The following is a 17,925-nucleotide window of genomic DNA, read 5'->3' as shown; positions in this document are numbered from 1 at the left end:
TTGCCAGGCGCAATCCGCCTTGCGACACTCCCAGCAAAACAAGACTACAAAACATAGGGGAGAGAACGATGCCGGGTCGTCGCAAAAACCTTGCCCTCGCCATGCTTGTTGCCGGCGTGCTCGTCACGACACCGGCTTTGGCGCAGAAGAAATACGACCCCGGCGCCAGCGACACCGACATCAAGATCGGCAACATCATGCCCTATAGCGGGCCGGCGTCGTCCTATGGCGTGATCGGCAAGACCGAGGCCGCCTATTTCAAGATGATCAACGATCAGGGCGGCATCAACGGCCGCAAGATCAACTTCATCAGTTATGACGATGCCTATTCGCCGCCGAAGGCGATTGAGCAGGCACGCAAGCTGGTCGAGAGCGACGAGGTGCTCTTGATCTTCCAGGCGCTCGGCACGCCCTCGAACTCCGCGATCATGAAATACATGAACGCCAAGAAGGTGCCGCAGCTGTTCGTCGCCTCCGGCGGCACCAAGTTCGGCGACCCCAAGAATTTCCCGTGGACCATGGGCTTTCAGCCGAACTACCAGAGCGAGGGGCGGATCTACGCAAAATACATTCGCGATCATTTTCCCAACAGCAAGATCGCGGTGTTCTGGCAGAATGACGATGCCGGCAAGGACCAGTTCAAGGGCCTGAAAGACGGGCTCGGCGACAAGGCGAACATGATCATCGCCGACAAATCCTACGAGGTCAGCGATCCCTCGATCGACTCGCAGATCGTCGCCCTTCACGATTCAGGTGCCGATATCTTCTTCTCATGGGCCGCGCCGAAAGGATCGGCGCAGGCGATCCGGAAAGTAGGCGAGCTCGGCTGGAACCCGAAGTTCTTCCTGGCCAACACCGCGACCTCGGTCGCCTCGGTGCTCAAGCCCGCCGGGCTCGACTACGCCAAGGACATCATCTCGACCGTCTACCTGAAGGACCCCACAGATCCGACCTGGGACAAGGATCCGGCCGTGGTGAAATGGCGCGAGTTCATGGACAAATATTACCCCGATGGCGACAAGACCAACTCCAACAACATCTACGGCTACGTGCAGGCCGAGGCGATGGCGCAGGTGCTGAAGCAGTGCGGCGACAACCTCACGCGCGAGAACGTCATGAAGCAGGCGTCCAGCCTGAAGGACTTCCACACGGACCTGATGCTGCCGGGCATCATGGTCAACACGTCGCCAGATGACTATTTTCCGATCGAGCAGATGCAGCTGATGCGTTTCAACGGGCAGGCCTGGGAGCTGTTCGGCGACGTCATTACCGGCGAGGTCGGCCACGAGCGCAGCCAGTAATCACGGCTGGCTGCGGGCTTTGGCCTTCAACACCGTGCCGCCGGCGACCCCGACACCGAGCACATACATCCAGCCCTCGTGAAAATCGAACAGATGCGAGTTCAACAGCGAACTCGTGATGTTCTGCACGACCACCACCAGCCCGATCCAGGCTGCGAGCCCTCCGCCGAGGAACAGGCGGAGATGGACGATCCACATGGCGTAGAGCAAAACGACGCCCAGGAGGCCCCATTGCATGGCGACGTTGAGGGTCTGGTTGTGCGGATTGTTGACGACCTCCGCATCGAGGCTGCTTCCGCCCGTGGCGGCGCGTTCGAACTGCCGCCTGATCGAGCCGGTGCCGTGCCCGGTCAAGGGCGCCTCGGCAAAGCTGTGGATCGCCTTGCGCCAATAGGTCAGCCGCTGCGCGGTCGAGGCACGGCTGATGTCCTCATAGCCGTGGCGATATTCGACGGCAATGTCGGTGATACGCTGGCGCAGATAGGGCGACGTCGCCCAGGCCAGCGCGGTTACGGCGACCGTGCCCGCGAGCAGGACCAGTGTTGCGCGCCGGTTGAGATGCTTCCAGGCGAACAGAGCCAGCAGGACCGCAATGCAGAGCAGCGCCGTGCGAGCGGAGGCGACGAACACCATGTTGGCCGCGAACAGCAGGATCAGCGCCAGACAGGCCGCCGTCGCGACCGCGTTTCCGCGACGCCAGAAGGTCAGCGCGGGCAGGGCAAGCGCGAAGGCGCACAGCGTGAACTCCTGGCTCTGGTCGATGTAGTTCTTGACGGGCACGCCTGATGACGCCGTCGCCGTGATCTTCCAGGCGGGATCGAGCCACACGATCCAGGAGAAGACGGCAAGCAAGGCGCAGGAGACGACGAAGGCGTGGCCAACCCAAAGACCGCGCTCCGACCGGCTGAAATGGTAGAGCAGCGGCGGAATCAGCACGAGCTTTGCGACCGGCTTGATCGCATGCAGCCGATCCGCCCACGCGCCGTCCGACCACAGCAGGCCGAGCAGTGCGAGCAGCAGGATTGCGAAGGGCAGGGCAAACGCCGGCCGCGCGACCTTGTGTCCATAGTCGCGCCAATCGATGGTTGGCGTCACCACCAGGAGCCAGAGCCCGACGAAGATCGACGGCACTGTCGTGGACCAGGGCAGGGACGCCGCGATCAAGGCGGCAAGGACGTCTGCGGCCCGGATCAGCGCGGCCGAGCTGCGCCAACTCTGCCATCGGCTGGTCCTGCCTTGCCGATCGGCAGGACCGGACCACAACGCGGATTCGGCGGTCATCCGTATGAAGCGAGTTGCGCGCCGACAAGGCTTGCCGCGGGCGCATGATGCCCAAGGAAATCGCGGGCCTGTGTCTCGTAACCGAAGCGCTCGGCGAGCTCGTGGCGCCTTGCGCGGATCTTGCCGCGCCACTCCTCCTGCCGGGTCAGCACACGGGTGACGGAGGCCGCGATCGAGTCGGTCGAGAACGGGTCGAAATAGTCGGCGAGCTCGCCCGCAACCTCGCGAAACACGGCGATGTCGGAGCACAGCACCGGTGTGTTCGCGGCCAGTGCCTCGATGATCGGCACGCCGAAACCTTCGGCGAAACTCGGCATGATCAGACCGTGTGCCTCAGCGATCAGGGCGGCCTTTTCGTGCTCGTCGACATAGCCGGCGAAGCGGACATTTGGCGGCAGATTGCGCATCCGCCCGATCTCACCGGCATAGCCGATCACGACGAGATCGGCCTGGGGCACGCCACGGAAGGCGCGAACGACGGTGGCGACGTTCTTGCGCGGCTCGTTCGAGACGATGACGACGAAGCTCGGCCGCCCCGGACGCCCCGACGGGGCTGGGAGGTGCAGGACATCCGGGGCGTCGAACCGGGTGCGGGGATACACGACCCGCGCCGGCAGGTGCGCAAATTGCGGCAGCAGCTCCCTGAACCGCATCATGCTGTAGTTTGAAACGAAGGCGAGCTCGTCGGCCTGGCGCAGGCTCGTCAGGAGCCGCGACAGGAACAGCCGCGTTGCGATATCGCTGAGCTTGAGGTCGGTGAGCGGCAACAGATCGTGGACGACGCAGATCACCTTGGCGCCGGGCCTGCGCGTGATCGCGACCCGGGTCGGGGTATCCACGACGATGACGTCGTAGCCGCGGGCATCGACCCGCGGCGGCGGCAGCAGGAAGAAGGCCGAGGAGTCCTGGTAGCTGTAGAAGCCGGGCTCGAGCTGAAACTCGCGGAACAGCTCGAGATGGCGCAGGTCGGGCGGCACGTATTCGAGCGCGGCGGTCCTGTTCTCGATCAGCCGGGCGCGCAAGGCCCGCAGGCCGATCGCGCGCAGGAAACAGACGATGTAGTCCCACGACACGGACATGGTGGCCTTGTGGCGGATCCAGTCGAGCGTGCGGCGCAGGCCGCCACGCACGACCGGCTCGGCCATGTTGACCTCGTCGAGGAAGCGATAGAGGGCGAGCAGCTCGATGTTGCGCGCCTCTGCCGGAAACAGCTTGGTGCGCCGCTCGCGCCGCTGCAGCTTCCGATAGCGCCGCGTGGTCTCCACCAGCAGCGTCAGCTCGTGCCCCTCTGCCGCGAGCGAGCGCATCAGCTCGCGGGTGAAGTGGAAGATGCCGCGCTTGTGGTTGGGCTCGCCCAGCGCTTCGGATATGACGAGGATGTTCTGCTTCATGCGCGTTTCTCGTGGAGATCGAGGGCGTGGGTGGCCGGCGGGGCGACCGTGACGGTCGAGGCGACGCGGCCGTGATCGAGGTTGATGATGCGGGTGCAGGTCCGGCGCAGCAGCGGCTGATCGTGCGAGGCGATGATCACGATCGCCGCCTGCGACACGAGGTTCAGGAGCCGCTCCTGGGCCTTCTCCGCAAAATGCTCGTCGACCACGCTGAGCCATTCGTCGAGCAGGAGGATGTCGGCCGGAAACGCGGTGGCGGTCGCAAACAGCACCCGCATCAGCATGCCCGAGGAGAACATCCGCAGCGGCAGTCGCTGCATGCGCGTCTCGAGCTCGGTGAAGGCCCAGATCTCGTCGATCATCGCGCGGGTGGGCTTGCGGCCGCTGATCCGCAGCAGCAGGGCGATGTTGTCCTCGGCGACGAAGTCGAGGTTGACGCCGGCGTTGAGGCCGAGCAGGGGCACGACATTGCCCCGAACCGTCATGCTGCCGCTGCTCGGCGGATAAACGCCGGCGATCAATCGCAACAGCGTCGATTTGCCGGAACCGTTGGGGCCGGCAAGCCCGATGCGGGCGCCGGTTTCGGCCTCGATCGTGACGTTATCCACGGCGCGGATGATCCGCGTCTCGCCCGGCTCGCGGATGAGATGGCCGAGCAGCCGCCGCTTCAGCGAATAGTCGTAGGCGCCGTAGAGCGGATAATCGAGACAGACGTTGCGCAGGCTGATCGAGACCATGCGTCAGATCCAGAATGCGGCTTTGCGCAGGTGGATCAGCGTCAGCATGCTCGCAAAGACCAGCAGTGCCAGCGCGACCAGAACATAGACGATGCTGACGGGATCGACGTGGCCGCCCACGAGCGGCTCGCGCCACACCGCGAACAGATGGGTCAGCGGATTGAGCCGCATCACCGTCGAGCGATGGTTGATCATGTCCGACGACCAGATCACGGGTGAGGCAAGAAATGCCAGCATCAGCGTCGATTCGACGATCGGCTTGAGGTCGCGATAGCGCGTTGCCATCGCGCCGAGAACGAGGCTCAAGGCGAAGGTGCAGACCACGAACAGCAGCAGGCCGGGGAGCGCCGCCGGCGCGTGAGAGAGGTCGTGGCGCGACAGGATGAGCCACAGCAGCAGCGGCACGCAGGCGTTATGAAGCGCGAACAGTCCCTGGCGGAACGTGCATTGCAGGAGGAAGATGACCGGCGGCAGCGCGCGGTCGCGGATCAGGCTCGCGGAGTTCTGCAACGCCGTGGTCGCATCGAGCACCACGCTGTTGAGAAAGGTCCACGCCGTCATCGAGAGCGCGAGCATGGGCAGACGCGACAGCACGTCGGCGTTCGACATCTGCCCGATCACCGAGCCGAGCACTGCGACCACGATCGCCATCTGGAGCGACATCCAGAACGGGCCGAGCAGCGAACGCACGTAGCGATGGCGCATGTCCGACCAGGCCAGCGTCGCCGCGATCCGGATGCTGTCCAGCCAGCCCGTGGCCGGCTCGGCGCTCGCCGAACGCTGCTGGCATGGCGCGGCAATTGCGTCGCGGTAGATTGTTTCCATGCCCTGCTTGAAAGCCGTGGCCGAGTATCGGGTGAGGGCGCGGTTGCGCGCCGCAAGTCCCATGCGCCGGCGGCGTTCGGGGTCGTGGATCAGCGTGTCGATGGCTTCGCCAAGCTTTTCGGCGTCGCCGGGCGGCACGGTGATCGCCTCCATGCCATGGCGGGCGACCCGCGGCACCGCGGTGTCGAGCGCCGTGTTCACGACCGGGCGGCCTGCGGCCATGGCCTCCAGCTGGACAAGGCCGAATGTCTCGGCGGTGGTGACGGAGGGCATCACGAAGACGTCGGCGAGGCACATCAGCTTGATGCGCTCGCAATCGTTGACCGAGCCGAGCAGGCGGACGCGCTCTGCGAGCCCGAGCTCCTCGATCAGCTGCACCAGCCGCGGTCGCTCGGTGCCTTCGCCAACGATCCAGACTTCGAAATTGTATGCGGCCGCGGCGCGGATCAGCACGTCGAAGCCCTTGTAAGGCACGAGCCGGCCGCACGCGAGCACCAGCCGGCCGCGATCATTGACGTGGTGCGGCTCGATCTTCGGCCAGTCGTAACCCGAGATGTCGATGCCAAATGGCACGACGTGGCATTTGTCCTCGAATTCGCGGAGCAGCGGCGTGTTGTCGACCAGCACGTGGTCGGAGACGATGATCGCCTTGGCGCGCCGCAAGGTCCGCCGCATCAGGGGTTCGATGAACCAGCGCAGGCCGGCATGGGTGACGATGTCGGCGTGCCAGTGCACCACGAGCGGCCGCTTCCGGCCGAAACCGAACGCGAAAACCAGATCGGCGAGCGGGAAGGGTGCGTGGAGCGCGACCAAATCGTGCTCGGCGATCTTCCGCCAGAGACGCCAGGGATAGGTCGGGGCGGCGGGCAGCGACAACAGATTGCCGAACGAGCGAACGCGTTCGACCGGCACGTCGTCGACGACGATCTGGCGCTTTTCGGGCGCTTGCGAGCAGACCAGCACCGCGGAGGCGAAGGCATCCTTCAGGTTCGCGCAGATGTCGCGGATCACCGTGAGCGTGCCGCCGAACAGGTCGGGATAATAGATCTTGAAGATGTGCAGCACCGACGGGCGGCGCGGAGTGTCGTGCAAGGTTCCTTGAGTGTGATGCATGATGGCGGTCAGCCTGCCAGGATGGCTGCGACGAACGGTGCGGCCAGCACCGAGATGAAGATCACGCCGCGCAGCAGCCCCGGCAGCATCGGGTCGATCGTGCCGCGCTCCCGGCCGGAAGCCGGCACGGAACGCGGTGAACCGGAAATGCGGACCAAGCGGTCAGCCATGGGTGTTGTCCCTTTACGTCGCGCCCCTCAATGGCGTCTCGTATATGTGGGAAAATTTACCACGTCAATCGCCGAGGCGAAAAATGTGGGATTGTGTCCCACATGAGGCGTGATACAATTCAGACATGAACGCCAAGCCCGGGTCCAAAGCAGCGGCTCCGCAGCCGAATGCCGCCGCGAAGCTGCACGCGCCATTGGCGCGGCTGCTGCGCCCGCTCGTGCGGCTCTGCATCCGTAGCGGGATGACTTTTCCGGCGCTGGCGCAATTGCTTCGCGAGCTTTTCGTGAATGTCGCCGAGCACGATTTCGCGCTGGAGGGCAAGGAGCAGACCGACAGCCGCGTCAGCCTGCTCACCGGCATCCATCGCAAGGAGGTGGCGCGGCTGCGCGGCGCGGGTGCGCCCGTGCACGAGGCGCCGGCGGCGGTGTCGCTGACCAGCGCGGTGATCGCGCGCTGGCTGGCCGCGCCCGAATTCACCGATGCCAGGGGCGAGCCGCTGCCGTTGCCGCGCACGGCGGAGGCCGATGCGCCGTCGTTCGAGCAGCTGGTTGCGTCCGTCACCAAGGACGTGCGCCCGCGCGCTGTGCTCGACGAATGGATCGACCGAAAGCTCGTCATCATCAACGCGGACGACGAGATCGAGCTGGTCGAGGCGGCCTTTGTTCCGAGCGGTGAGGACGACAGCAAGTGGCACTATCTCGGCCGCAATCTGCATGACCACATCGCGGCTGCCGCGCAGAACGTCTCCGACGGGCCGCGCTTCCTCGAACGCGCGGTGCACTACAACAACATCTCGCCGAAGCTGGCGCGAAAGCTCGAGGCGCGCTCGCGCGAGCTCGCCATGGACGCGCTGAAGACCGCCAACCGCGAGGCCAACCGCGCGCTCGCCAAGGACAAGGGCGGTGACGCCCGCTGGAATTTCGGCATCTACATCTACAGCGAGGACGCCGACGAGCAGAGCGGGGTCAAGGAAAACAGTAAGGAAAACAGTAAGGAAAGCGGCAAGGAAGACGGCAAGGAAGGCGGTTCTGCATGAGCCGGCCGCCGCTGATCTCCCGCCGTCTGCTGCTGACAGGATTTTGGCTCGCCGGCACCGCGATGGCCCATGCGCAGGTCAAGCGCGGCACCGATCAAGGCATCGGCGGCACCGGGATCACCCGCGGGGATGACCACGGCATCGGCGGTACCGGCATCGTGGGCGTCATCCAGCGCTTCGGCAGCATCTACGTCAACGGCGAGCGGATCACTTATGCCAGCGATGTGCCGGTCCGGATCGACGGCGAGGCGGCAAGCGCCAAGGCGCTCCGCATCGGCCAGCTTGCGCGCGTGGTCGCGGTCCGTCAGGCCGATGGTACGCTCGTCACGCGCAACATCACGATCGCGAGCGAGGTTGCAGGTCCGGTCGAGCGGGTGAAGGGCAACGAGCTGACGGTGCTCGGCCAGAAAATCGTCGCGGGCGACAAGGAGAGCAAGCTCCGCCCGGGCACGCAAGTGGCCGTCTATGGTCTGCGCCGGACCGACGGCGTGGTCGTCGCAAGCCTGGTCGAGCCGCGGCGCGCGTCGACCGAGCGCGTGACCGGCCTGGTCGAGCGCGGACCCGACGGCCTGCGAATTGGCGGGCTGAAACTGAACGGTGTCGATCCGCTGCTGGTCGGCCAGCGCGTCCAGATCGAAGGCAGCGCGAGCCAGGGCGCGATGCAGGCGACGCGCACGCGGATCGACGATTTCTCGGATCTCGTCGGCGCAAGCCGTCTGTCGGTCGAGGCCTATGTGCAGCGCGCCGGCGCGAACCTCCAGCTCGGCTCCGGCCTCGTGGCCCGCGACGGCTCGCGTTTCGGGCCGGCAGCCGGTGAAGCGCGCATGGTGGTCAATGGTGCATTCGACCGTTCCCGCGGCTTCCAGGTGGATTCGGTGCAGGCCATCGGTCAGGGACCCGGAGCAGCCACACCCGGCGGCAGCAATCCGAACCGGTCGCCCGGTGGCTCGATCATGCACCCGGATCGCAGCACGCCCCATCCGGGCGGCAGTCGGCCCGGCGCACCGGGGGTATCTCCACCTGGATCGAGCCCCGGTCCCAACCCAGGCTCCGCACCGACGGGACCTGGCGGGCCGTCGGGCCCGGGCGGCATGGGCTCGCCCGGCGGGCCCATGGGCCCCGGTGGTGGAATGGGTGGCGGCGGATTCGGCGGTCCCGGAGGCGGGATGGGCGGTGGCCGGCGATAAGGCTGCGCGGCCGAAACAGAGGAGCTGGGCCTAGCTCGCGCTGAGGCGCACGCCAGCACGCAGGAATTTCTGCGGATCGACCGCTTCGCCCTCGATGCGGGTCTCGTAATGCAGATGCGGACCGGTGGAGCGACCGGTCGAGCCGACCAGGCCGACGACCTGGCCGATCTTCACGGTCTCGCCGACCTTCACGTTGATCTCGGAGAGATGGCCGTAGCGGGTCGAAAGCCCGTTGCCGTGATCGACCTCGACCATGCGGCCGTAACCGCCGGACCAGCCGGCGGAAACCACCTTGCCATTGGCGGTGACGCGAACCGGATCGCCGGTGGCGGCGCGGAAGTCGAGCCCGGTATGCATCGCGGGCCGGCCGAGGAAGGGATCGCTGCGGACGCCGAAGCCGGACGTGAACTCGACCTCGCCGATGACGGGCTTGCGGTAGGGCACCAGGGCCAGCGTGCGATTGAGACGGTCCATCTCGGCGCGCGTGGTGTTGATGCGAGAGAGCTGCTTCTCGAACGGCCCGGCATTGGCGGTCAGCTTGACGGGCACGAAAGGCCCGCCCATCGCGGTGCGCGGCACGGCGGCTTCGAGACTGGCGAGATTCAGGCCGAGATCACTGACCACGCCGCGCATCCGGCGCATGCGTGAATCCATGCCTTCCTCAACGGCGCTGAGCGCCGCCATCTGGCGACGCTCGACCTGGTCGAGCGAGGTCGTGAGCCGGACCAGGACGTTGTCGAAACCATGGTTCTTGGCGAATTGGTGGGTCGGAGGTGCCGCCACAGTCGGCGCGCGCGATTCGAGCCGTGCCTCACGGTCCGGCGGCGCCACGAAGATCACGGTGTCGCTGATCGGCGAGGGCTTCGGAGTGCTCTGGCTCGCCTCGCCGCGCTGCGGGGCTGCGCGGGGAATCGAACCTGTTACGTCGGGCATGGCCCCGAGCGCCGTGGCCCGGGACTCCAGCGCCGTCTGGCGCTTCATGATCTGGTCGAGCTTCTGGTCGAACTGCTCCTGGTCGAGCAACTGCCGGCTGGTGGTGCGGTCGACCTTGGCGCGCAGCTCGGCGATGCGGTCCTCATAGGCATATTGCATCTCGGCCTGGCGGGCGATCAGCCGGGTCAGGACGTCGTCGCGGAAAGCGAAATAGGTGGCGGTCGCCGCCGACCAGAGACCGAGCAGCACCACCGTTCCGACCACGATCCAGAACATCACGGGCCCGAAACGGACCTGCTTGCCGGCATGGACGATGGTGTAGGCGTCGTCAGTCGCGGGAAGGGGGATCGCTGCGGCTGCCGCGACGGCAGCGCGGCGTTGGAAGGCCCGTCCGTGGTCGTGAGGATGATGTGGGGGGCACTGCGAATATTGGGCAGAACTTTTCGACATCGGCACTCCCGCGCCGGTCGGATGAGTCCGTACGGCCCTAATTGCCGCAGCAATCTGGGCTGGTCATGGTTAATTTTCCGGAAACAGGAACAGGCGAATTCCAGGGATTGGTTAAAGGCCTCTTGCCGCTTCGAGCACCGCGTCGGCATGCCCGTCGACCCGGACATTGCGCCAGACCCTGGCGACTTTACCGTCGGCTCCGACCAGCACCGTAGTGCGAAGAATTCCGAGGAAGCTCTTGCCATACATGGACTTTTCGCCCCAGGCCCCATAGGCTTCCAGCATCTCGTGCTGCTCGTCCGAGATCAGGGGGACCTTGAGACTATGCTTGTCGCGGAACTTCTCCTGAGCCTTTAACGGATCGGCGGAGATCCCCAGCACGGCGGTGCCGGCGGCCGCGAAGGCGCCAGCGAGGCGGGTGAAGTCGATGGCTTCCCGGGTGCAGCCGGGCGTGTCGGCGCGGGGGTAGAAGAACAGGACGAGCTTTTGGCCGGTATAGTCCGCCAATGTGACCACGTCGCCGCCGTCGCGGGGCAGGCGGAAGGCGGGTGCCTTTTGGCCTTCAGCCAGGCCGGACTTCGCCGTCACGGGCGCCGATGCCGATTTGGAGGAATTTAACTGTTTCGATGCGGCCCTATGTGATCCTGCTTTTGCTAAAGTCCCGGCTGATTTGCTCGCCGGTGCCCGCTGCGTCTTCGCGGATTTAGTTTGAGTCGATGCCCGCGTTTTCAGGGTCTTCTTTTTAGCCGTCGGACTGCCGGAGGGCGCTTTGGACGATTTCTTTCGGGATTTCTTGGACATACGCCTTCCTTTCGACGCTTTCGGCGGGTCAACCGAAACGCTATTGCAGTCCTCGTCCGGCGTGCCGGAATCGCGCCCTCGGCTGGGCAAGTCTGACGACGCCGGAGTATGGTTACAAGGAATTCCACGCACCACCCCACTGCTCGTTGAACGCGCTCCCGGGGCGAAATGACGAACAGCAGGAATATTCGAGGTATGGCTGCAGTGCCGGCGCAGGGAGCTCCGCTTCCCGAGGGCGGCTGCGGTCCCGGCGGCGCTCAATCTCGTGACGGGCGCCTGTATCGAGAGGCAATGGCAAGGAATAAGTCGCCCCAGGATTACAATCGGGACTTCGATCGGCGCGGCGGTCAAGAGCAGCCGCAGGAATGGGACGACGCCGATTGGGATCCGGATCAGGAGGCGGCCGCGGGCCATCGCGCGCGCCGGCTGTTGTCGCGTTCCAACTCGGGCCTTCATCGCTTCGGTGACGGGTTTGGCGCGCTGCGCCGCTGGCTGGCCGCCGATCGCTGGCTGAAGCGTCTCGTCCTTGTCGTCGGGACGCTCGCCGTCATCTTCGTCGGCTGTTTCGCGGCGCTGTGGTGGCGGCTCGGTGCCGGTCCCATCAATCTCGACATCGCAACGCCGTGGCTGGCCGCCGCGATCGAGGACAATATCGGTCACGGCAACACGGTCGAGATCGGGGGCACCCAGATCGAGCGGGCCGGGCGGATCCGCATCGCCGTCCGTATCCGCGACATCGTCGTCCGCGATCGCGATCACGCCATCGTCGCCAGCGCGCCGAAGGCCGAGGTGAAGCTGTCGGGGGCTGGCCTCCTGATGGGGCATTTGCGCGCCGAAAGCCTCAATCTCGTCGACGCCGAGCTCGCGATCCGCATCGCGCCCGACGGAACGGTCACCGTGTCCGCCGGCGATACCGCAAAGCCGCTGGCAACCGGCGTCGCCTCGAAGAAGGATGCGGGCCTGCCGCCGACATTCCCGCGCAACGGGGTCCCGCCGCCGCCATTCGCCACGGCGCCCGCCGGCCAAGATCCTCAGGCCGGCTCGCAGGCTGCCCCTCAGGCGACCGCACAGAGCGGCATTCTTCAGGGCCTCGACTGGCTCGACAGCCTGAGCATGACAGGTCTCGACGGCCAGAACCTCAACGAGATTGGTCTGAAGAACGGCAATCTGATCGTCGACGACCAGCAGCGCGGCAGCAAATGGTCGTTTGAGAACATCACGCTCAGCCTGCGCCGGCCGAGCCGCGGTGGCGTCACGCTCAGCCTCGGCGAGGAGGGCGCGCGGCCCTGGATGCTGCGGGCCACGATCGGTCCGGCCGAGAACGGCGTGCGCTCGATCGACATCAAAGCCGACAAGGTCTCGACCTCCAACATCCTCCTGGCGCTGCGGGTCAAGGACCTCACCTATACCGCCGATTTGCCGCTGACCGGCGAGCTCAAGGGCGAGCTCGGCCGCGACGGCGTGCCGACCTTCTTCCGCGGCAAGATCGCGGTCGGCGCGGGCAGTATTATCGACACGGACACGCCCGACTATCCGATGGCGATCGACCAAGCCGAGATCAATGTCGAGTGGGATGCCAATCGGCGGGTGCTGGTCGCGCCGTTCAAGGTCCTGTCGGGCGCGAACCGGCTGACGCTTTTGGCCCATCTCGAGCCGCCCAACGGCACCGTCAACGACTGGCAGCTTGGCTTCAGCGGCGGGTCGATCCTGCTCGGCGGCATCGACAACGAGCCGCCGCTCGTCTTCAACCGCATCGCGATCGGCTTCCGCTTCGACACCGACCACAAACGCTTCCTGCTGACGCAGGCGGACATCAGCAATGGCGAGATCGGCGTCGCCGGCACGGGCGCGATCGACTATTCGGGCGAGCCGCGGCTGACGCTGGGCTTTGCGGGAACGCCGATGTCGGCCTCCGCGCTGAAGCGGATGTGGCCGACGCTCGTCGTTCCCGAGTTGCGCGAATGGGTGATCGAGCGGATCGAGCGCGGCACGCTCCAGCGCATCGAGATCGGCATCAATTCGCCGACGAAGAACCTGCCGCGCAAGGGCCCGCCCATTCCCGACGACGGCCTGTCGGTCAACATCGTCGCGAGCGGCGTCGCGGTCCGTCCCGTGGACGGCATGCCCGTCGTGCACGATGCCGATCTGAAGGCGCGCGTGACCGGGCGCACCGCGACCGTGAATATCGGGCAGGGCATTGCCGATACACCCGCCGGCCGCAAGGTCACGATTTCCGACTTCGTCTTCGAGGTGCCCGACATGGCGCCCAAGCCGTCGCCGTCGCGGACCAGGTTTCGGGTGGAGGGGCCGGTGCCGGCCGCAGCCGAAATGCTCGCCAATGATCGCCTGAGCGATCTGTCGTCGACAGTCATCGATCCCAACACCAGCAAGGGGACGTTCGCGGCCAATATCCAGCTCGGCCTGCCGGTCAAGGGCGAGCTGACGAAGGCTGACACGACCTACGCCGTCACTGCCGACCTTAACGGCTTCTCGGCCGACAAGCTGGTGATGAACCAGAAGCTGGAAGCCAACAACCTCAAGATCGTCGCCAACAACCAGGGCTATCAGGTCAAGGGCGACGTCAAGATCAACGGGCAGGCGGCCTCGCTCGACTATCGCAAGCCCAACGAAGGCGATGCGGATGTCAGGCTGCAGGCAACGTTGGACGATGCCAGCCGCGCGCGCCTCGGATTCGATCTGAGTCCCGCCGTCAGCGGATCGCTGCCGATCAAGCTGTCGGGCAAGATCGCCGGCGGCCCCGACCAGACGACGAAGCTCGGTGTCGAGGCCGACCTGACATCGGTCAAGCTCGACAATATCCTGCCGGGTTGGGTCAAGCTGCCGGGCAAATCAGGCAAGGCCAGCTTCAAGGTCGTGCCGACGGCACAATCGACGCGCTTCGAGGACATCGTCATCGAGGGCGGCGGCGCCTCGATCAAGGGCTCGCTCGAGGTCGACGCGAACGGCGACCTCATGAATGCGAACTTCCCGGTCTACTCACCGTCCGACGGCGACAAGGCTTCACTGAAGGTGGAGCGCAGCCAGGACGGCGTGGTCAAGGGCACGATGCGCGGCGACGTGTTCGACGGGCGCGGCTTCCTGAAGTCGGCGATCTCAGGCAATTCCAAGGACGACAAGAGCAAGATGAAGAACGTCGATTTCGACATCGACGTGAAGCTCGGTGCCGTCGCGGGTTTCAACGGCGAGGCGATGCGCAGCGTCGATGCCAAGATGTCGAAGCGCAACGGCGCCATCAAGGCGTTCACGCTGAGCGGCAAGGTCGGCAAAGACACGCCGGTGGCGGCGGACTTGCGCGGCGGGCGCGCGCAGGGCAGCCGCGAGGTCATTTACCTCCAGACCAACGATGCCGGCGCGCTGCTGCGCTTCACCGACACCTACACCAAGGCGGTCGGCGGCCAGATGGTGGTGGCGATGGAGCCGCCGACATCGGAGCCGAACACCTCGCGCGAGGGTCTCATCAACGTCCGCGACTTCACGGTGAAGGGCGAGGCGCAGCTCGAGCGCGTTGCCGCGGGCGCCCCCAATGGCACCGGCAACGGCGTCTCCTTCAGCGCGCTGCGCGCCGAGTTCACGCGGCAGAACGGTGCGCTGACGATCCGCGACGGCGTCGTCAAGGGTCCCATGATCGGCGCCACCATCGAGGGCTCGATCGACTATCCCGGCAATCAGGTCTGCATGAGCGGGACCTTCGTGCCGATGTATGGCGTCAACAACATCTTCGGCCAGATCCCGCTGTTCGGCATCTTCCTCGGCGGCGGCAACAATGAAGGGCTGATCGGCGTGACCTATGAGGTGGTGGGTACGCCGGCGGCGCCCGTGATGCGCGTCAATCCGATCTCGGCGATGGCGCCCGGCCTGTTCCGCAAGATCTTCGAATTCAACACCGGCAAGCAGAACTCGCCGTTCGAGGAATTCCCGTCGCAGTCGAACGACGGGTCGACCGGCACGACGCGTCAGCTCTCCAGCGGCTGCAGCCTGACGCGGCGGTAGTCGCGGGACGGACTGTCTCTGTCGTCATGCCGGGCTTGTCCCGGCCATCCACGCCTTGCCACGCGGCGCGGAGAACGTGAATGCCCGGGACAAGCCCGGGCATGACGACGATTGCATTATATCTTCTGCACCGCCTACGCCGCGCGCACGCCGGCCAGGAACGTCCCGACTTCGCCCGAAAGCTGTTCAGCCTGCTTGGAGAGGCTCGAGGCTGCGGCGAGCACCATGCCGGCGGCGTTGCCGGTCTCGTTCGCCGCGGTCGAGACGCCGCTGATATTGGTGGTGACTTCCTTGGTCGCCTCCGCGGTCTGCGAGACGCTGCGGGCGATCTCCGCGGTGGCGGCGCCTTGCTCCTCGATCGCGGCCCCGATCGAGGTGGCGATGCGGCTGACCTCCTCGATGGTGGCGGTGATGCCGCCGATGGCGTCCACGGCCTCCTTGGTCGCGCCCTGGATCTGGGCGATCTTGTCGCCGATCTCGCGGGTAGCTTCTGCGGTCTGGCTCGCGAGCGATTTCACCTCGGAGGCGACCACGGCAAAACCGCGGCCCGCTTCACCGGCGCGCGCGGCCTCGATGGTGGCGTTGAGCGCGAGCAGATTGGTCTGGGCGGCGATGCTGGAGATCAGCTCGGCGACGTGCTCGATCTGCTGGGCGCCGTCCGAAAGCGCACGCACGATCGTGTCGGTGCGGCGCGCGCTGTCGACCGCGCGTCCGGTGACTTCCGCCGATTGGGCGACCTGGCGGCTGATCTCGGTGATGGAGGAGGAGAGCTCCTCGGCGGCCGCCGCGACGGTCTGGACGCGCTGACTGGCTTCGGTAGCGGCCGAGCCGACGACGGCGGCGCGGCGGTTGGTGCCTTCGGCGGTCGAGGACATCGACTTGGCGGTATGCTCGAGCTCGCCGGAGCCGGAGGCCATCAGGCCGACGAGCTGGCCGACCGAGGCATCGAAGCGGTCGGCAAGCGCGATCAGGGCGTCGCGCTTTTCCTGCTCGGTCCGCGTCTTGGTGGCGGCCTGTTCGGCTTCCAGCGCGCGCGCCGTCAAAGCGGTCTGCCTGAGCACTTCGAGGGTCTCGGCCATGCGGCCGATCTCGTCGCCGCGGTCGGTTTCCTCGACCGGCTTGTCGATGGCGCCTTCGGAAATCTCCTGCATGCGGTTCTTCTGGCGATCGAGCGCGCTGAGCACGTCGCGGGCGATCAGCCAGGACAGCGCCGCCATCAGCAGCATTAGGCCGATACCGATCGCGGCGAGCTCCAGCGTCAACGCGCGCACGTCGGCATCGATGTCGTCGACATAGAGGCCGTAGCTGATGGTCGCGTTCCAGGGCGCGAATTTGCGCGCAAAGACGGTCTTGCGGACGGGTTCGGTCTGACCGGGGCGGGGGTAGAGATAGGAGGTGACGCCGCCCTGTGCGGTCTGGTCACCCGCTTTGAGGATGGCGTCGGCGATCAGGACGCCGTTGGAGTCCTTGGCGCCGGTGATCTTGCCTTCGAGCTGCTGATTGGCGCCGTTCACCAGGATCGACGTGTCGGAGTTGTAGACGACGGGGTAGCCCTGGTTGCCGTTGAAATTCATGCGGCGTCCGCGCTGGTGGAACTGGGCCTTGGCATCGGCCAGTGTCAGCTTGCCGGCGGTGACTTCGTCCTGCAGCGATTGCGCGTAGTTGTAGAGCAGCTCGACGGCGGTCCGCATCTGCTGGACGCGATCCTCCATCATGCGGCTCTTGCTGAGGACGGACGACACGCCGATAATGGCCGTGACTGTGAAAGCCGCAAGGCAGACCATGCTGGCAAGCTTGGTGCGGATCGTCAGATGACTCAGCAGCTTCATCACAGCCCCTAGGGAATGGTTGTTATTGCTCGCACCGGTAGCATGAAGTTCTTACCAATCATGAACATAGGCTATGGGCGCCCACCGTGCTGAAGACGCTCGGGCGACATATGCGCAAGCGTGCAGGCAGAAGCGCATGCATCGACGCTCACCCGTATTCTTGCGGGAGTGTATCGTTGTCAGATTTTGCTGGTGATCGAGCCCGGCTGAAACTGCAGTGAACCGATTCGCTCACCGTATCATCATGTCCGTGCTGCTCGTCGCGGCCCTCGTTCTGATCTGGAACGTGCTGGGGGCGCGCTGAGACGGCGCCGGCGGATCTGCCGGAGCCGTCCGTTTGCGGGGTCGAAGACGGACGCCGTAGCGCCCGCGCGCGGACGCGCTAGTCCTTGCCCATCGCGGCGTCGGCGCTGACCGAGCCGCCACCCGCTGCCGACAAATAGAGGCAGGCGAAGCAGAACAGGATCGCCGCGGTGCCGCCGTTGAGCAGCGGCAGGAACACCGGCGTCTCGCCCTTGAACATGTGGCCCATGAAGTAGGCGAAGGCCATTTCACCGGCGAGGATGAAAGCGGCGAGGCGGGTGAACAGGCCGAGCATCAGCAGCGCGCCGAGCACGAGCTCGAGCGCACCGGCCGTCCAGATCAGCGGCGGGATGTTGGCGAAGTAGGGAAGCACCGGAAACTTGAAAATCTTGGCGATGCCGTACTGAAACAGCAAGAGGCCGGTGATGAAGCGAAACAGGCTCAAGAGAACCGGTTGAAAGCGCGTGAGATAGGGAAAGTTCATTGGTTTGCCCTCCATCCAATGCTGCGACTTGGACCGCATTCAGTTCTGTCTCGCAAGCGGGTCCGCGTCAAT

The 17,925-nt window shown here is 65.7% G+C and carries 13 protein-coding genes; 4 read left to right on the top strand and 9 right to left on the bottom strand.

Features of this window, described 5'->3' with window-relative positions; genetic code table 11:
* Positions 1–68 precede the first annotated feature (68 nt).
* Positions 69–1,301 carry an ABC transporter substrate-binding protein gene (locus tag ML401_RS18405; RefSeq protein WP_285806503.1) on the top strand — a complete coding sequence of 411 codons (1,233 nt, stop codon included), beginning with the start codon at positions 69–71 and terminating at the stop codon, positions 1,299–1,301.
* On the opposite strand, the gene ML401_RS18400 is transcribed toward ML401_RS18405, so the two are convergent.
* The 5 genes from ML401_RS18400 to ML401_RS18380 are packed head-to-tail and all read right to left on the bottom strand — an operon-like array spanning position 1,302 to position 6,818.
* Entirely contained in the window at positions 1,302–2,582 is a 1,281-nt protein-coding gene (locus ML401_RS18400; RefSeq protein WP_212066313.1) for an O-antigen ligase, read from the bottom strand. It lies immediately after the preceding gene.
* Positions 2,579–3,973 carry a glycosyltransferase family 1 protein gene (locus ML401_RS18395; protein WP_285806502.1) on the bottom strand — a complete coding sequence of 465 codons (1,395 nt, stop codon included), beginning with the start codon at positions 3,971–3,973 and terminating at the stop codon, positions 2,579–2,581. The genes ML401_RS18400 and ML401_RS18395 overlap by 4 nt, the downstream gene beginning before the upstream one ends.
* On the bottom strand, positions 3,970–4,710 hold the full coding sequence (locus tag ML401_RS18390) for an ABC transporter ATP-binding protein (RefSeq protein ID WP_259210623.1): 741 nt from the start codon (positions 4,708–4,710) through the stop codon (positions 3,970–3,972). The genes ML401_RS18395 and ML401_RS18390 overlap by 4 nt, the downstream gene beginning before the upstream one ends.
* Before the next feature lie 3 nt (positions 4,711–4,713).
* Complete coding sequence (locus ML401_RS18385; RefSeq protein WP_285806501.1) at positions 4,714–6,648, bottom strand: glycosyltransferase; 1,935 nt, start codon at positions 6,646–6,648, stop codon at positions 4,714–4,716.
* A gap of 8 nt (positions 6,649–6,656) precedes the next feature.
* Positions 6,657–6,818, bottom strand: coding sequence for a hypothetical protein (locus ML401_RS18380; RefSeq protein WP_285806500.1), 162 nt, complete (start codon positions 6,816–6,818; stop codon positions 6,657–6,659).
* 125 nt (positions 6,819–6,943) lie between these two features.
* On the opposite strand from ML401_RS18380, the gene ML401_RS18375 reads away from it, so the two are divergent.
* A complete protein-coding gene (locus ML401_RS18375) occupies positions 6,944–7,855 on the top strand; it encodes a DUF6502 family protein (protein ID WP_285806499.1) in 912 nt (303 codons plus the stop codon).
* Positions 7,852–9,042, top strand: a complete 1,191-nt coding sequence (locus ML401_RS18370) for a DUF5666 domain-containing protein (protein ID WP_285806498.1) — start codon at positions 7,852–7,854, stop codon at positions 9,040–9,042. Before ML401_RS18375 ends, ML401_RS18370 begins: the two co-directional genes overlap by 4 nt.
* A 30-nt stretch (positions 9,043–9,072) precedes the next feature.
* Here ML401_RS18370 and ML401_RS18365 read toward each other — a convergent pair whose 3' ends face one another.
* Together ML401_RS18365 and ML401_RS18360 are read right to left on the bottom strand one after the other, a co-directional pair.
* Complete coding sequence (locus ML401_RS18365) at positions 9,073–10,425, bottom strand: M23 family metallopeptidase (protein ID WP_212066325.1); 1,353 nt, start codon at positions 10,423–10,425, stop codon at positions 9,073–9,075.
* Between the two features lie 111 nt (positions 10,426–10,536).
* The gene (locus ML401_RS18360) at positions 10,537–11,226 is read right to left on the bottom strand and encodes a peroxiredoxin (RefSeq protein WP_212066327.1); all 690 of its coding nucleotides are present in this window, start codon (positions 11,224–11,226) and stop codon (positions 10,537–10,539) included.
* Positions 11,227–11,421: 195 nt separating this feature from the next.
* On the opposite strand from ML401_RS18360, the gene ML401_RS18355 reads away from it, so the two are divergent.
* Positions 11,422–15,237 carry a DUF3971 domain-containing protein gene (locus ML401_RS18355; RefSeq protein WP_194402270.1) on the top strand — a complete coding sequence of 1,272 codons (3,816 nt, stop codon included), beginning with the start codon at positions 11,422–11,424 and terminating at the stop codon, positions 15,235–15,237.
* A 134-nt stretch (positions 15,238–15,371) separates the two neighbouring features.
* Here the strand turns inward: ML401_RS18355 and ML401_RS18350 are convergent, their stop codons facing one another.
* On the bottom strand, positions 15,372–17,066 hold the full coding sequence (locus ML401_RS18350) for a methyl-accepting chemotaxis protein (protein WP_285806497.1): 1,695 nt from the start codon (positions 17,064–17,066) through the stop codon (positions 15,372–15,374).
* Positions 17,067–17,448: 382 nt separating this feature from the next.
* A complete protein-coding gene (locus tag ML401_RS18345) occupies positions 17,449–17,853 on the bottom strand; it encodes a DoxX family protein (RefSeq protein ID WP_194402268.1) in 405 nt (134 codons plus the stop codon).
* Positions 17,854–17,925 lie beyond the last annotated feature (72 nt).

The organism is Bradyrhizobium sp. 62B, from assembly GCF_030272265.2.
Classification (GTDB): domain Bacteria; phylum Pseudomonadota; class Alphaproteobacteria; order Rhizobiales; family Xanthobacteraceae; genus Bradyrhizobium.
This window is presented reverse-complemented; position numbering and strand designations above follow the sequence as displayed.

Bases quoted from the DNA above. Each gene is read 5' to 3' on its own strand.
- ML401_RS18405 (WP_285806503.1), top strand. From the start codon at position 69: ATGCCGGGTCGTCGCAAAAACCTTGCCCTCGCCATGCTTGTTGCCGGC.
- ML401_RS18400 (WP_212066313.1), bottom strand. From the start codon at position 2,582: ATGACCGCCGAATCCGCGTTGTGGTCCGGTCCTGCCGATCGGCAAGGC.
- ML401_RS18395 (WP_285806502.1), bottom strand. From the start codon at position 3,973: ATGAAGCAGAACATCCTCGTCATATCCGAAGCGCTGGGCGAGCCCAAC.
- ML401_RS18390 (WP_259210623.1), bottom strand. From the start codon at position 4,710: ATGGTCTCGATCAGCCTGCGCAACGTCTGTCTCGATTATCCGCTCTAC.
- ML401_RS18385 (WP_285806501.1), bottom strand. From the start codon at position 6,648: ATGCATCACACTCAAGGAACCTTGCACGACACTCCGCGCCGCCCGTCG.
- ML401_RS18380 (WP_285806500.1), bottom strand. From the start codon at position 6,818: ATGGCTGACCGCTTGGTCCGCATTTCCGGTTCACCGCGTTCCGTGCCG.
- ML401_RS18375 (WP_285806499.1), top strand. From the start codon at position 6,944: ATGAACGCCAAGCCCGGGTCCAAAGCAGCGGCTCCGCAGCCGAATGCC.
- ML401_RS18370 (WP_285806498.1), top strand. From the start codon at position 7,852: ATGAGCCGGCCGCCGCTGATCTCCCGCCGTCTGCTGCTGACAGGATTT.
- ML401_RS18365 (WP_212066325.1), bottom strand. From the start codon at position 10,425: ATGTCGAAAAGTTCTGCCCAATATTCGCAGTGCCCCCCACATCATCCT.
- ML401_RS18360 (WP_212066327.1), bottom strand. From the start codon at position 11,226: ATGTCCAAGAAATCCCGAAAGAAATCGTCCAAAGCGCCCTCCGGCAGT.
- ML401_RS18355 (WP_194402270.1), top strand. From the start codon at position 11,422: ATGGCTGCAGTGCCGGCGCAGGGAGCTCCGCTTCCCGAGGGCGGCTGC.
- ML401_RS18350 (WP_285806497.1), bottom strand. From the start codon at position 17,066: ATGAAGCTGCTGAGTCATCTGACGATCCGCACCAAGCTTGCCAGCATG.
- ML401_RS18345 (WP_194402268.1), bottom strand. From the start codon at position 17,853: ATGAACTTTCCCTATCTCACGCGCTTTCAACCGGTTCTCTTGAGCCTG.